The 14,552-nt window shown below is 74.6% G+C and carries 14 protein-coding genes; 7 read left to right on the forward strand and 7 right to left on the reverse strand.

All coding sequences use genetic code 11. The features are described from left to right. The coding region (locus tag ACWCSD_RS32590) for an iron chelate uptake ABC transporter family permease subunit (protein ID WP_449920608.1) at positions 1 to 318 on the reverse strand (318 nt) is incomplete at its 3' end. A 59-nt stretch (positions 319 to 377) separates the two neighbouring features. Here ACWCSD_RS32590 and ACWCSD_RS32595 point away from each other — a divergent pair. Beyond that, positions 378 to 1,334, forward strand: a complete 957-nt coding sequence (locus tag ACWCSD_RS32595) for an ABC transporter substrate-binding protein (protein ID WP_449920610.1) — start codon at positions 378 to 380, stop codon at positions 1,332 to 1,334. Positions 1,335 to 1,411: 77 nt separating this feature from the next. Next, the gene (locus ACWCSD_RS32600; protein WP_358297736.1) at positions 1,412 to 1,867 is read left to right on the forward strand and encodes a VOC family protein; all 456 of its coding nucleotides are present in this window, start codon (positions 1,412 to 1,414) and stop codon (positions 1,865 to 1,867) included. Between the two features lie 52 nt (positions 1,868 to 1,919). Here the strand turns inward: ACWCSD_RS32600 and ACWCSD_RS32605 are convergent, their stop codons facing one another. Next, complete coding sequence (locus tag ACWCSD_RS32605; protein ID WP_397157873.1) at positions 1,920 to 2,510, reverse strand: helix-turn-helix domain-containing protein; 591 nt, start codon at positions 2,508 to 2,510, stop codon at positions 1,920 to 1,922. A gap of 91 nt (positions 2,511 to 2,601) precedes the next feature. On the opposite strand from ACWCSD_RS32605, the gene ACWCSD_RS32610 reads away from it, so the two are divergent. Beyond that, the gene (locus tag ACWCSD_RS32610) at positions 2,602 to 4,170 is read left to right on the forward strand and encodes an FAD-dependent oxidoreductase (RefSeq protein ID WP_449920614.1); all 1,569 of its coding nucleotides are present in this window, start codon (positions 2,602 to 2,604) and stop codon (positions 4,168 to 4,170) included. 9 nt (positions 4,171 to 4,179) lie between these two features. Here ACWCSD_RS32610 and ACWCSD_RS32615 read toward each other — a convergent pair whose 3' ends face one another. The 4 genes from ACWCSD_RS32615 to ACWCSD_RS32630 form a co-directional block, all read right to left on the reverse strand. Beyond that, a complete protein-coding gene (locus ACWCSD_RS32615) occupies positions 4,180 to 4,518 on the reverse strand; it encodes a hypothetical protein (protein ID WP_449920617.1) in 339 nt (112 codons plus the stop codon). 110 nt (positions 4,519 to 4,628) lie between these two features. After that, complete coding sequence (locus tag ACWCSD_RS32620; protein ID WP_449920620.1) at positions 4,629 to 5,381, reverse strand: hypothetical protein; 753 nt, start codon at positions 5,379 to 5,381, stop codon at positions 4,629 to 4,631. 292 nt (positions 5,382 to 5,673) lie between these two features. Beyond that, entirely contained in the window at positions 5,674 to 6,354 is a 681-nt protein-coding gene (locus tag ACWCSD_RS32625) for an HAD family hydrolase (RefSeq protein WP_449920623.1), read from the reverse strand. A 38-nt stretch (positions 6,355 to 6,392) separates the two neighbouring features. Then, the gene (locus tag ACWCSD_RS32630; RefSeq protein WP_449920625.1) at positions 6,393 to 6,986 is read right to left on the reverse strand and encodes a LysR substrate-binding domain-containing protein; all 594 of its coding nucleotides are present in this window, start codon (positions 6,984 to 6,986) and stop codon (positions 6,393 to 6,395) included. A gap of 65 nt (positions 6,987 to 7,051) precedes the next feature. Between ACWCSD_RS32630 and ACWCSD_RS32635 the strand changes: the two genes are divergently transcribed. Further along, entirely contained in the window at positions 7,052 to 7,837 is a 786-nt protein-coding gene (locus tag ACWCSD_RS32635) for an SDR family NAD(P)-dependent oxidoreductase (RefSeq protein ID WP_449920628.1), read from the forward strand. Here the strand turns inward: ACWCSD_RS32635 and ACWCSD_RS32640 are convergent. Further along, positions 7,830 to 10,775, reverse strand: a complete 2,946-nt coding sequence (locus ACWCSD_RS32640) for a S8 family serine peptidase (protein WP_449920631.1) — start codon at positions 10,773 to 10,775, stop codon at positions 7,830 to 7,832. The two genes, ACWCSD_RS32635 and ACWCSD_RS32640, sit on opposite strands and share 8 nt — an antisense overlap. Positions 10,776 to 10,927: 152 nt before the next feature. Between ACWCSD_RS32640 and ACWCSD_RS32645 the strand changes: the two genes are divergently transcribed. From ACWCSD_RS32645 to ACWCSD_RS32655, 3 genes are all read left to right on the forward strand, one after another. Next, on the forward strand, positions 10,928 to 11,926 hold the full coding sequence (locus ACWCSD_RS32645; RefSeq protein ID WP_358297721.1) for a hypothetical protein: 999 nt from the start codon (positions 10,928 to 10,930) through the stop codon (positions 11,924 to 11,926). 149 nt (positions 11,927 to 12,075) lie between these two features. After that, on the forward strand, positions 12,076 to 13,530 hold the full coding sequence (locus tag ACWCSD_RS32650; RefSeq protein WP_449920635.1) for a serine/threonine-protein kinase: 1,455 nt from the start codon (positions 12,076 to 12,078) through the stop codon (positions 13,528 to 13,530). Between the two features lie 149 nt (positions 13,531 to 13,679). Next, a partial coding sequence (locus ACWCSD_RS32655) for an aldehyde dehydrogenase family protein (RefSeq protein ID WP_449920637.1) occupies positions 13,680 to 14,552 on the forward strand: 873 nt, incomplete at its 3' end.

Genomic DNA, 14,552 nt, shown 5'->3' on the forward strand with positions numbered 1-14,552 from the left:
GACGATCCCGGTCACCACGCCGAGGGCGGCGCCCGCGTTCACGCCGAGCAGCCCGGTCTCGGCCAGCGGGTTGCGGGTGACCGACTGCAGCAGCATGCCCGAGACCCCGAGCGCGGCGCCGACGACGAGGGCGGCCAGCGTCCGGGGCAGCCGCAGCGTGTCCACCACCATGCGCAGGTGGTCGTCCCCGCCGCCGCCGAGCAGGTGGTCGAGGACCTGCCCGGGGGTGACCCGGCCCGCGCCGGTGAGCATGGACGCCGCGCACAGGGCCAGCAGCGCGGCGGCGCCGAGTCCGAAGGCCCGGGCTTGCGTAAACATAAGGTAAGGCTAACCTAAAAAAGGTAAGGCTTACCTCATTTCTTAGCTCGGGAGCTCGTATGGCCCCTCTCCGCAGGGTCGGCGGACTGCTCGTCGCCGCCGCCGCCGTCCTGACCGCCGTGGCGTGCGGCGCGTCCTCCGCACCCGCCGCGCCGGGCGCGTCCGCCGCCGCCGCGCCGGCCGTCCGGGAGGTCAAGGACGCCACCGGCACCCTGATCAAGGTCCCGGCCCAGCCCAAACGCGTGGTCACCCTCACCCAGGAGGACCTGGACGCCGTCCTGGCCCTCGGCGTGACCCCGGTGGGCATCACCAACGGCCAGGGCATCGACACGCCGCCGGCCTACCTGGCCGACAAGGTGAAGGGCATCCCGGTCGTGGGCAACCTGCTGCAGCCGGTCATCGACAAGGTCGTCGAGGCCCGTCCGGACCTCATCCTCGCCGGCGACCTCCAGGACCAGCAGGTGCTCGACCAGCTCCGCAAGGTCACCCCGGCCACCGTGGTCACGATGGCCCCCGCCGACGACTGGAAGCTGTCGTTCATGGGCGTCGGCAACGCGCTCAACAAGCTGGACGCGGCCAGGAAGGTCATGGCCGACTACGACGCCCGCGTCGCCGCGGCCAAGACCAGGATCAAGCCGGCCGAGGTGAGCATCGTGCGCTGGAACCCGCAGGGCCCGAGCTGGATGGAGAAGCGGCAGTTCGCCGGTTTCGTCGCCACCGACCTGGGCCTGACCCGTCCCGCCGCCCAGGACAAGGACGGCACCGCCCACTCCATGCCGCTCAGCCTGGAGGCGCTGTCGGACATCGACGGCGAATGGCTGTTCGTCTCCACGCTGACCGCCGACGGCGAGAAGACGCTCGACGAGGTGCGGCGGACGCCCGCCTTCAAGGAGCTGAAAGCGGTCAGGGCGGGGCACGTCGTGCCGGTGAACGGTTCGGTCTGGAGCACCCGCGGCGCCCCGCTGGCCGCCGGCGTCGTCCTCGACGACCTGGTCAAGGCCCTGACCGCGGCCTGAACGAGCCCGGAAAGGGAATTTACCGGTCGCGGCGCGGGTTGGCGGGGGTGATCGTCCGCATCCGATGAGGAGAACCCATGAACGACCACCCCGACGCCCCGGCCGTCCGACAGCTCCGGCTGGTCGTCGAGGCGGAGGACTACGAGGCGGCGCTGACCTTCTACCGCGACGTGCTCGGCCTGCCCGAGGAGGCCGCCTACTCCTCCGGTGACGGCGCCCGCGTGGCCATCCTCGACGCGGGCCGGGCCACCCTGGAGATCGCGAACCCGGCCCAGAAGAAGATGATCGACGACGTCGAGGTGGGCCGGCAGGTGGCGCCCAAGCTGCGGGTCGCCTTCGAGGTGGACGACTCCCGTGCGACCACCGCCCGCCTGGTGTCGGCCGGCGCGGACGAGGTGGCCCCGCCCACGCTCACCCCCTGGCAGTCGCTCAACGCCCGCCTCGACGCGCCCGGCGGCCTGCACATCACCGTCTTCCAGGAGCTCGCCACCCCGGAGGAGCGCGAGCAGCTGGACGGCTTCGGCACCTCCTGACCGGCACGTCCTGAGCGGCGGCTCATCGGGCGGCGGCTCATCCGGCGGCGGCTCATCGGGCGGTGGGGCGGGCGCGCACGTGCATGCGCTCGCCCTGCCGCCCGAACAGGGCGAGCACCTCCGTGGGCTCGGGGCCGGGATTGGCGAACGCGTGCGGCACGCGGGTGTCGAACTCGGCCACCTCGCCCGCCGTCAGCAGCACGTCGTGCTCGCCGAGCAGCAGGCGCAGCCGCCCGGACAGGACGTAGAGCCACTCGTAGCCCTCGTGGGCCCGCTGCTCGTACTCGCCGTGCGGCCAGCCCGGCGGGTAGATGTGCTTGTACGCCTGGATCCCGCCCGGACGCCGGCTCAGCGGGATGTACGTCATGCCGTGCCGCGACACCGGCCGCAGGTGCACCCGCGGATCGCCGGTCGGCGGCACGTCGATGAGCTCGTCCAGTGGCACCTGGTGGGCGCGCGCCAGCGACAGCAGCAGCTCCAGCGTGGGCCGGCGGCCGCCCGACTCCAGCCGCGACAGCGTGCTGACCGAGATGCCCGTGGCCTCGGCGAGCTGGGCCAGCGTCACGCCCCGCCGCTGCCGCAACGCCCGCAGCCGCGGCCCCACCGCCCGCAGGACCTCGTCGAGATCCGGTGTCTCGTCCATGCGGCCCAGCTTGCCATTTCGGCAACGACATTTGTCAACCGCGTCGCGCGGGACGCACAGTGTGCCATCGGCACATCTCTGGAGGAACGCGATGGACGACAAGTACGACGTGGTGGTCGTCGGCGGCGGGGCCGCCGGGCTCAGCGGCGCCCTGACCCTGAGCCGGGCCCGCCGCCGGGTGCTGGTGATCGACGAGGGCCGGCCGCGCAACGCCCCGGCCGGCGGCGTGCACACCTACCTGGGCCGGGAGGGCACGCCGCCGCTCGACCTGCTGGCCGCCGGCCGCGCCGAGGTGGCCGGGTACGGCGGCGAGCTCGTCACCGGCTCCGCCGTGGCGGCCGAACGCCTGGACGCCGGCGGTTTCCGCGTGCGCCTGGCCGACGGGTCCGCGGTCGTGGCGGACCGGCTGCTGGTCACCACGGGCCTGGTGGACGAGCTGCCCGACCTGCCCGGCGTGGCCGAGCGATGGGGGCGGGAGGTGCTGCACTGCCCGTACTGCCACGGGTGGGAGGTGCGTGACCAGCCGATCGGCGTGCTGGCCGCCGGCTCGATCGCCGCCCACCAGGCGCTGCTGTGGCGGCAGTGGAGCGACGACGTGACGCTCTTCACGCACACCGCCCCGCCGCTCGGCGAGGAGGACCGGGCCAGGCTGGCCGCGCGCGGCGTCACCGTCGTCGAAGGGCGGGTCGCCGGCCTGTCGCCGGACTCCGGCCCGCTCACCGGCGTCACCCTGGAGAACGGCGACGTCGTCCCGTGCCGGGCCTTCGTGGTCGCCCCGCGTTTCACCGCCCGCTCGGCCCTGCTGGCCGGGCTCGGCGTCGAGACGGCCGAGCAGCTCATGAACGGGCACGTCATGGGCGTCCACGTGCCCGCCGACCCGGCCGGCGCGACCGGCGTCCCCGGCGTGTTCGTGGCCGGGAACGTGGCCAACCTGGGCGAGAACGTCATCGGCGCCGCCGCCGCGGGGGTCAGGGCGGCGGCGGCGATCAACGCCGACCTGATCGAGGAGGAGACCCGCCGCGCGGTGGCGGCCGCCGCCGGCGCGCCGGTCTCCGGCGAGCAGTTCTGGGACGACCGCTACGGGCAGTCCGAACGGATCTGGAGCGGCAACCCCAACGCGCGCCTGGTCGAGGAGGTCGCGGACCTGGCACCCGGCACCGCGCTGGAACTGGGCTGCGGCGAGGGCGCCGACGCCGTGTGGCTGGCCCGCCGCGGCTGGCGGGTCACCGCCGCCGACATCTCCGGCGTGGCCCTGGCCCGCGCCGCCGTCCACGCCGCGGAGGCGGGCGTGGCCGAGCGCGTCGACTGGCAGCGCCACGACCTGGCCGAGTCCTTCCCCGAGGGCGAGTACGACCTGGTCACCGCGAGCTACCTGCACTCGCCCGCCGAGCTGTCGCGCGAGAAGGTCCTGCGCGCCGCCGCCGCGGCCGTCGCGCCCGGCGGTCAGCTCCTGGTGCTCGGGCACGCCGGCCCCCCGCCGTGGGAGCCCGAAGCCCGCGTCGAGCTGCCCACCCCGCAGCAGGTGCTGGACGCTCTGGAGCTGGCCGAGGGGGAGTGGGAGGTGCTGCGGGCCGAGGAGTTCGAACGCGCCCAGACCGCCCCGGGGGGCACGCCGGCCGTCCGCGTCGACAACGTGCTGAGGATCCGGCGGCGCGGCTGACCCGCGCGCTCAGCGGCGGCGCTCGCGCAGGGCGACGGCCACGTTGATCACGGTGAGGGCGACCAGCATGACGATCGCGGCGATCAGCCCGTCCGGCCGGCCCACCAGCGCGATCGTCCCGCCCACACCGAAGATCACCGAGAAGTAGGTCAGGCCCGCGGACATCCCCCGGTGGCCGCTGTCCTGAGGGGCGCGCTGGGCGAGCCGCTCCTCGACCTTCCGGTCGATCTCGTGGCCGACCCGCTCCAGGAACGAGTCCACCAGGGCCTGCTCGTAGTCGGGACCCAGCTCCCGGCGCGCGGCGACGGCGGCGCGCAGCTCGTCGTTCGGCAGTTCCGAGGCGCTCATCCCCTCGGCCTACGCCACCCCGGCCCCCTTGTCCAGACGCCGGGACGCCAGGGCGGCAGGTCCCGTCACGGGCGCCCGGGTCCGGACCCGGGCGCCGTCTTCCGTTCGGCCTAGTTGACGCAGCCGGGGACGGGTGTGGGGGAGCAGTTGGTCGGGACGTTGCCCCGCACGACCGAGGCCGTCAGCGTCACGGAGCCGGGGGCGCCCTCGTTGTCGATCCCGCCCGGTGCGTTGGCGGCCGTGTTGTTGTTGATCACGCTACGGCTGATCGTCGCGGTGCCGGGACCGATGTTCGCGACGCCTCCGCCGACAATGCCGGCCGCATTGTCGTTGATGGTGCTGCGAATAATGGTGAGGATTCCGTCGCTCGCGATCGCCCCGCCTCTTTCTCCGGCGCGGTTGTTGTTAAGGACGCTGTTGGTGAAGGACATCCTCCCGTCATTCGCCGCGCCCCCGCCGTTCCTGGTCGCGGAGTTGAATTGGATAATGCTGTTCGTCACGTTGACGACAGTTCCCCCGACGCCGCCGAGGCCGCCGGAGAAGGTGCCGGTGTTGTGCACGATGAGCACCCGGTCGAGGTTCGTGGTTCCGCTGTTGACCGCGACGGCCCCGCCGAATCCTCCCGGGGAGGTGGTCGCGTCGCCGCCCATGAGCTTGACCCGGTCCAGGTTGAAGTTGCTGTTCACGGTGAACAGGCGGAACGGGGCCGCCGCCCGGTCCCGCAGGATCGTGCTGTTCTGCCCATGGATGGTGAGGGGGGTGTCGATCGACGGGAGCGGCCCGGTCGAATTGTTCAGGACGTATCTGCAGCCGGGGGTCAGATAAAGCGTGGCGCCCGGTGCGGCGTTGTCGATCGCGTTCACCAGCGCGGATCCTGCGCACGGTACGGTGGCGACCGCGGCGCCGGCCGACGGCGTTCCGGCCGTGAATGCGGCGGCCGAGAGAACGGCGCCTCCGATGGCCCGGCAGGCCCTGGTTGCTTGCATTGAAATATCTCCCCCGATAGGACTCATGGCGAATGAGCAGCGATTTGCTTGCTCTGTCATCCCCGGGACTGATTATCACTACACGTAGTACATATCGGACAGAAATCTTAAAGCGGGTTATTTGGGTTTATTGCCGCCTGAGGCTCTGCCGAGCGGGTCCAGGACGTTCCTAGTCGAGGGCCGTCGTCAGCGGGCCGCGGGCGGCCTCCTCCAGCAGGGCGACGGTGCCGGTCAGGTCGGGGAAGGCGTCGATGAAGGCGTCGACCGGGTGCGGGGCGAAGTCGGCGGGCCGGCGCAGCCCGCTCTGCATGCAGGCGACGAACCGCAGGCCCGCGCCGGTGGCCGCGGCGGCGTCGGTGGGGGAGTCGCCCACGTAGAGGCACTCGTCGGGGGCCAGGCCGGTGGCGGCCAGCAGCTCGTCGAAGGCGCGCGGGTCGGGCTTGCCGAAGCGGGTGTTGCCGGCGTGGTAGACGGCCGCGATCCGGCCGTCGAGCGCGTGGCCCGGCGCCAATAGGTGCTCCATCTCGGCCTCGTCGCGCGAGGTCAGCAGCATGACCGCGCGCCCGGCCGCGTTGAGCTCGTCGATCGCGCGCAGGTTCTCCCTCGGGACGACGTCGACCAGCCCGGCCGCCACATACTCGCGCAGCACGGCGTGATGCAGGGGCAGGTAGGCGGCCAGGTCGAGGCCGGGCGAGCGCAGCGGCATGGCCTCGTGCAGCGACCGGCCCCAGGTCGCCACGTGCACCGCCCTGGACATGGGCCCGTGGCCGAGCCGCCCCAGGACCTCGTTCTCCAGCTCGAAGCACGCGGCCTCGGTGAGGCACAGGGTGTCGTCGACATCAACCACCACGGCACGGATCACAGGCCACACCATAACCGGTGGCCGCCTCACGAGCCGACGGCGGCGGCGCGCAGCGCGCCCGCCAGGTCCGCCACGAGGGCGAGCTTGGCCAGCCAGTCGCGGACGACGAACACCGTCTGCGGCCGCTCGTCCAGGCCCGGCCGCACGCCCAGTGTGGGGCTCTCGCCCGCCGGGGCGGCCGGGCTGGCGATCCAGGGGCGGCCGTGCAGGTCGGCGACGTCCACGTACTCGCCCCGGGCCAGCGGGTGCCCGGCGGGGACGGCCACCCGCAGGCCGCGCTCGGTGAGGATCTCGATCTCCAGCGGCGGCGTCTCGGCGTCCGGGGCGCGAAACGGCGGGGCCGAGCTGAGCAGGGCCAGGTCCAGCGTGCCGGCCCGCAACGCGCGGACCAGGGCCGAGCTGCCGTCCTCCCGCCCGGTGACCGCGATGGACGGACGCGTGCGGCGCAGCTCGGCCAGCGCGCGGGGCACCGGCGCGGCCCCCGCCGCGGCGAACCAGCCGAACCGGACGGTCGCCGGCTCGCCGGGCAGCCCGGCCAGCTCCCTGGCCGCGGCGTCGACCTCGTCCACGACGGCCGCGGCGCGGCGCAGCACGAGCCGTCCGGCGGCGGTCAGGCGCACGCCGTCGTGCCGCCGCTCCAGCAGGCGGGCCCCGGCCGCGCGTTCGAGCGCGGCGATCTGCCGGGATGACGCCGGACGACACCGTCTACCTCACCGGGCGCGACGCCGCCCGCGTGGCCGGGTCCGCGGCGGCGATGCCGGCGGCCGGCGCCCGGGTCCGCGGCGAGCTGCTCGACGTGGCCGACCCGCGGGCCGCCGCCGAGCTCGCCGGCCTGCTGCGCGAGCGGCACGGCGGCGTGGACGTCGTCGCCGGCAACGCCGTCATGCGCGTCGGCCCGGACGACGACATGCGCGCCCTCATCGACGCCTACACCGAGGTGAACAACTTCGGCACCACCCGGCTGCTGCGCGCCTTCGCCCCGCTGGTCCGGGACGGCGGCAGGTTCCTGGTGGTCGGCAGCTCGCTCGGCACGCTGCACCACCTGGCCCCCGTCCTGCACGACCGCTTCGACGGGCTGACCAGCCTGGAGGAGGTGGACGCGCAGGTGGCCGCCTGGCGCGACGCGGTCAGGGACGGCAGCGCCCGCGCCCAGTCCTGGCCGGGCTTCGTCAACATCCCGTCCAAGGTCTGGCAGGTCGCCGCGGTGCGGGCGCTGGCCGGACAACGGCGGGAGGAGGACGCCCGCCGCGGGATCCTGCTGGCCGCCGTCTGCCCGGGGATGATCAACACGCCGACGTCCGGCCTGTGGTGGGACGTCAGCGGCGCGCCTTCGCCGGAGCAGGCCGCCGTCCCGCTGCTCGACCTGGCCCTCGGCCCGGTGGACCCCGGCCACTACGGGGAACTCGTCCGGTTCGGACGGGTTCTCCCGTGGCGGCCGGAGCAGCGGCCGGAGCGGCGGGCGGCTAGTTGATCGTGACGATCGTCCCGGCGCCGTTGGGGTACTCGACGTAGCCGGTGTTGACGCGCTGCGTCGCGCCCGTCCAGGACGCGGTCAGCGTGAACGGCGTGCCGGCGGTCACCTTCGGACGGGCCGGCGTCACGGTGAGCGCGCCGCGCGCGTGGCCCGCCTCCACGATGTCGGCCTGGGTGGTGAACGCCGTGGACGTCGTCCCCGGCAGGTCACCGAGGCTGAGCACGATCAGGGTGTGCCTGCCGGGCCGCGGGCGGGACAGCGCGGCGCGGTGGTCGCCGTCCGGGCTGGACAGCCATGTCTCGAACTCGCGGCCGCCGGGGCCCTCGTAGACGAGCAGGCCGCCCACCTGGGCCTCCGGGTTCACCGCCTTGATGCGGAACGCGGCGGCCCTGGCGCCCTCGGGCACCGTGATCGGGATCTCGCGGCCCCACACCTCGTCCTGGCCGACCGTGCCGGGCGTCTCGGCACCCGAGACCGGCCCGTACGGGGTGACCTGGAACTTCTTAAGCCCCGGCGTCACCTCGAAGGACAGGGAGCCGGCCGCGCCCGCGCCGCGCACCTCGGCGGGCGCCCTGGCGCTCAGCGGCGTGGCCACGATCGCGCTGCGCACGCTGATGCCCGCCCCGGTCCAGGTGAGCCGGCCGGTGGCGGTCCCGCCGGCGGCCTCGGGCAGCGTCTCCAGCGTGACGGTGAACTCCCTGGCCTGGCCGGCCTCCTTGAACACCAGCGTGGACGGCTTGACCTTCGCCCTGAACCCGGGCACCTCGATCGAGGCGTGGTAGACGCCCGGCGTGAGCGCCGTCACCCGGCGGGTGACCGTGCGCGAGCCGAACAGCTCGGCCACCGCGATCGTCGGGTAGTTCAGGTCGGAGGCGGCCAGCGGCGCGACGCCGGTGCCGGTGGCCACGCCGAGGCCCTCCAGGAACCCGTACCAGTCCTTCGGCCCGGCGTCGTAGACCAGGCCGGGGGTGAACATGCGGGACGGGTCGACGTGCCCGGCGCCCTGGGCGAAGACGTCCGGGGTCCTGGTGTCGTAGGCGGTGGTCATCATGGCCGACTTGATCGCCATCGGCGACAGCTGGGGATGCCGGCCGAGGTAGAGGGCGGCCAGGCCGGCGATGTGCGGGGTGGCCATCGAGGTGCCGGAGTAGAAGTCGAAGTCCTTGCCGTCGTTGCCCGGCGGCGCCACGGCGGCCAGGATCGCCGCGCCGGGGGCGGTGACGTCCGGCTTCAGCAGGTCGCCCTTGGCGGACAGGGCGGGGCCGCGCGAGGAGAAGCTGGTCACCTCGGGGTAGGCCACGCCGTCGGAGGGGGCGGGGAGCAGGGTGGCCGTCGCGCCCGGCGTGGCCGCGTACGCCGCGATCCTCCCGGCGTCGGGCGCGTCCACGTGCACGGTCGGCACGGCGTGCAGGTCGGCGTCGGTGGACTGGGGGGTCGGGTTGCCCAGCACCATGCCCACGCCGCCGGCCCGCCTGACCTCGGCAGACTTCTCCACGCGGGCCGTCGTCCCGCGCGCGCAGTAGACGATCTTCCCGGCGGCCTTGGCCGGGTCGAGCGCGCCGGCCGCGCACACCTCGGCCTCGGCGTCGGCCGCCTGGCCCGCCTTCACCGACACGGCGGTGGCCAGCGGCACGGGGCCGAGCGGCGCGACGACCGAGGTGCTGATGCCCCGGTAGGCGGCGCCGTCGCCGAGCCGGACCTCGCCCCGGCGGGGCGCGATCGTGCCGGCGGCGACGGTCGTCGTCCAGGGCGCGGTGTTGTCCAGCGTGGAGGCGTCGGGGCCGGAGTTGCCGCCGGCGGTGGCGACGAAGACGCCGGCCTGGGCGGCGGCCAGGAAGGCGAGCTGGATCGGGTCGTCGGCGGGCGATTCCGACATCGCGCTGCCGATCGAGTAGTTGATCACGTCCACGCCGTCGGCCACCGCCTGGTCGATGGCCGCGATCAGGTCGGAGCTGAAGCCGCCCGTCGTGCCGCCGTCCTTGCCCTGCCACAGCGCCTTGTAGACGGCGATCGCCGCGCCCGGCGCGACGCCGGAGACCGTGCCGAAGTCGATGCCGTTCGCGGCGGCCGGGACGCCGTGGTCGCCCGCCGCGGTCCCGGCGGTGTGCGAGCCGTGGCCCTGGGCGTCGCGCGGCGAGGCGAAGTCGTCGCGCTGCTGCGGCGGGGTCTGCCGCAGCCACTGCTCGCCGAAGTAGCGGGCGCTGATCAGCTTGCCGTTGCACAGGTCGGCGGTGAAGCGCTCGCCGGTCTGGCAGAGACCGGTGAACGTGGAGCCGTCGGCCTTCCGCATGACCGTGGCCCCGTCCTTGAGATAGGGGCGGTACGGGTCGGCGCCGGCGGGCGGCTCCGTGCCGAGGGCGGGGCCGGCGAAGGACGGGTTCTCCGGCCAGATGCCGGTGTCGACGACGCCGACGACCACGCCCTTGCCCGCCTTGCCCGTGCCGCCGAGGGCGGCCCACAGGCCGCGGTCGCCGGACAGGCGCAGGAAGTCGGTGGAGTTCCGGTCGTCCAGGGCCTTGTGCAGGACGTCCGGGGTGACCGAGAGCACGCCCCGGGTGGCGTGCAGGCGCAGGGCCTGGGCGGGGGTGAGGTCGGCGGTGAAGCTGTTGGAGGCGACCACGTGGTGGGCGGTGGCGGACGCGCCGACGCTGCGGGCCACCTCGTCCTGCCGGGTGGTCAGGCGGTCGCGGTAGCGCCTGGCGTGGGGGCTGGTGGTGTCCACCTTCCTGCCCTTGCCGCCCTTGGTGGGCGCGATGCCGGTGACGCCGCCGTCGTAGGTGGCCAGAGGCGACTCGGTCAGGGTGATGACGTAGGGGGAGGGGGCGGCGGGCGGGGCGGCTGCCGCTGCGGGCCCGGCCAGGGCCGGGACGGCGGCGGTGACCGCCAGCGCGGCGGCCAGTGCCAGTGCGCGGTGAACGCGGGTGTTGCGGGACATTGCTCCTCAAGGGGGACGAGCCTGGTCACCCGTCCGGGGAGGATCACCGGAGGGCCGCCTTGGAGTCAAGCGTCCAGTGGAGATCAGTGTCGAGATATAGTGCTGACATTTTCGGCCACGTGACCAAAAACGACATTTTCGGAAGGTGCTTTGTGGCGGACGGCTCTGTGCTCGGCGCGGTGGGCCTGTCGGACTTCGACGAGCGGCTCTACCGGCTGCTGCTGCGCGGACCCGGCCTGCGCACGGCCGAGGCCGCGGCCGCGCTGGAGACCGGTCCCGCCCGGGTGCGCGCCGGGCTGGCCCGCCTGGCCGACGCCGGGCTGCTGCGCCGCACCGGACCCGGCCGGTACGAGGCCGTGCCGCCGGAGGCGGCGATCGAGTGGCTGGTGGACCGCCGGCGCCTGGAGACCGAGGCGCGGCTCGCGGCGGTCCGGACGGTCGTGTCGGACTTCGCCCAGCTCTACCACTCGGGCCGGATGGGCTCCGGGCCGGCCGGGGTCGTGGAGGTGCTGGCCGGCGAGGAGGCCGTCAAGCGGGTGATCACCGAGTTGCAGCGGACGGTCGGCGTGGAACTGCTCGGCTTCGACCGTCCGCCGTACGTGGGCCGCCCCGACGACTCCCACGACACCAACGAGTCGGAGCTGGAGGGCACCCGGCAACTGCTGGCGCGCGGCGTGGACATCCGGGTGGTCTACTGCGCCGAGTCCCTGGACCGGCCCGGCCGCCTGGAGACGTTGATCCGGCTGGCCGAGGAGGGCGAGCGCTCCCGGTTCGTCGCGCACCTGCCGTTCAAGCTGCGCATCGCCGACCGCAGGATCGGCCTGTTCCCGCTGGTGGACGGCGTCTACGACAACATCGCCCTGCTGCACCCCTCGCGGCTGCTGGACGCCCTGGTCGAGCTGTTCGACGTCTACTGGGAGCGCGGCCGGCCGCTGGCCGGGCTGCCGCAGGCGGCTCAGGAACGCCCGGCGGAGGCGGACCTGCTCGTGCTGCGCCTGCTCAACGCCGGGCTCAAGGACGAGGCCATCGGCCGCCACCTCGGCGTCAGCCCCAGGACGGCCACCCGCAAGATCGCCGCCGTGGTGGAGAGCCTCGGCGTGACCAGCCGCTTCCAGGCGGGCGCGGAGGCGGCCGCCCGCGGCTGGCTCTGATTCCCTACCGCCTTCCATATCGCCGCACTTCGGTCGATCTTCGCTTACTGTGCATCTCGGGGGGTGCGCTGCGGGAGAATGTTCCTCGCCGCGCGCCGGTGCACGGCCAGCGGGGGAACAACGGGGGAACACGGAGGATGACGTCGAGGATGAGTGCTCAGACGCAGGAGCATCTCGGCCCTTACCGGGTGATCAGGAAGATCGGCGAGGGCGGCATGGGGGTCGCCCACCTCGGTCTCGACGGCGCGGGTCGCCAGGTCGCGATCAAGGTGCTGCATCCGCACGTCGCCGCCGACCTCAAGGCGCGCGACCGCCTGGTGCGCGAGGTGGAGACCATGCGCCGGGTGCGCAGCCGGTACGTCGCCGAGGTCGTCGACGCCGAGTTCGACGCCCACCGGCCCTACGTCGTGACGCGCTTCGCCGACGGGCGCACGCTGGAGCAGGCCGTCCTGACCGACGGCCCCCTGGAGGCCCACGCGGTCGTCAGGCTCGCGCGGGGGCTGTGCCAGGCGCTGGTCGACATCCACGCGGCCGGCGTGATCCACCGCGACCTCAAACCGGCCAACGTCATGCTGGTCGGCGGCGAGCCGCTGGTCATCGACTTCGGCATCGCCCACCTGGTCGACGCGGCCCGGCTGACGCAGTCGGGCATGTTCGTCGGCACGCCCGGCTACCTGGCGCCGGAGATCATCCGGGCCTCGCAGGTCACCCCGGCGGCCGACGTGCACGCGCTGGCCTCGACGGTGTTCTTCGCCGCCACGGGGCTGCCGCCGTTCGGCACCGGGTCGTTCGAGGCCGTCTGCTTCAACACCATGGAGGGACGGGCGCGGCTCGACGAGGCGCCCGCGTGGCTGCGCGGCTGGCTGGCCGGCGCGCTGCGCGTCGATCCGGCGGCCCGGCCCGTCGCCCGGGAGCTGCTGCGGCAGGCCGGGGCGCTCGACCCCGGCGGCCGTCCGCTCCCGCCCGAACGGCCCGGCGCCAGCACGCTCACCATGGACGCCGTCTCCGCCCTGCTGCCGCCGGTGGAGTACGCGCCGCGCGGCCACCACGAGCAGCCGGCGCCGCCCGCCCCCACCGTCCACGCGGACCGGCAGTGGGAACGCCCGCGGCCCGCCCCGGCGCCCGCCGCCCCCGCCGAGCCGTTCGACCTGCGGCGGTTCGTGACCAGCAGCGCGTTCGTCGGCGTGCTGGCGCTGGTGACGCTGTCGGCCACGACCGTCGTCACGCCGGTCGTCGGCGGCCTGCTGGCGGTGGCGCTCTCGCTGGCGCTGCGCGTCGCCGACCACTTCCTGTCCGAGGAGCGGCCGACGCCGGCCCGCGCCGCGCTCGTGGCCATGGGCAACCTGCTCCTGTCGCTGGCCTGCGGCCTGGGCGTGGCCGGCCTGCTGGAGGCGGCCGGATCGAGCACCAGCCACGCCGAGGCCCTGGCCGCCGGCGCGTTCACGCTGGGGCTGTTCGTGCTGCCCGGCGCGGCGCCCGCGCGGCGCAGGGCCGCGCGCGTGCTGGCCCGCCTCCTGCCCGGCCGCAGCGCGACCGTGGTGACGGTGGCCGTCATGGGGCCGATCGCGCTGCTGGCCACCATCGCGGCGCTGCTCCAGGGCTGACCGGCCCGAAGAGCGCGCCGCCCCGGCCGGCGGCGATCCACACCTCGCAGCCGGCCGCGCGCACCCGCGGCGGCTCCCCGGCATCGAAGATCATTCGGGGTGGCGTACGGCTGGACACCGCGACGGTCAACGTGTTCAGAATGGGCCTCGTGACGCCTTCGACCGGGCACGTCGTCAGGAACCCGCTCACCGGGCGCGCCGAGCGGCCGCTCGCGCCCGTCGGCCCCGATCGGCTGGCGGAGATCGCGGCCGGGCTGCGCGCGATGGCCCCCGCCTGGCGGGCCCCCGACCGGGCCGCCGACCGGGGCGAGGTGCTGGCCGTGTTCGGCCGGGCGCTGGCGGCCGACGACGAGCTGCTGGCCGCGCTGGTGGCCGACACGGGCCGGGAGGCCGAGTCCAGGCTGGAACGGCAGCTCACCGCCGGACTCGCCGAACGCTGGGCGCGCCAGGCCCCCGCCCTGCTCGCGCCCCCGCCCGAACGGCCGGCCGCGCTGCCGGGGATCGCTGTGGGCGGTGACGCGGTGCCGTACGAGCTGGCCGGGGTGATCAGCCCCTGGAACTTCCCGCTGCTGCTCGCCCTGATCGACGCGGTGCCCGCGCTGGCGGCCGGCTGCGCGGTGCTGGTCAAGCCGAGCGAGGTGACGCCGCGCTTCATCGAGCCGCTGATGCGGCTGGTCCCCGCCGAGCTGCCGCTGCGGCTGGTCGAGGGGGCCGCCGAGACCGGCGAACGGCTCGTCGGCCTGGTGGACACCGTCGTGTTCACCGGCAGCGTGCCGACCGGCCGCCGGGTGGCCGAGGCCGCGGCGCGCGCGTTCGTCCCCGCCCACCTGGAGCTGGGCGGCAAGGATCCGGCGATCGTGCTGGCGGGCGCCGACCTGGAACGGGCGGCCGAGGCCGTCCTGTGGGGCGGCACGGCCAACGCCGGGCAGTCCTGCCAGTCCATCGAACGCGTCTACGTCGAGCGCGGCGCGCACGACACGTTCCTCGGCCTGCTCGCCGACCGGGCCGCGCGCACCCGGCTG

It is taken from the genome of Nonomuraea sp. NPDC001684, from assembly GCF_053596515.1.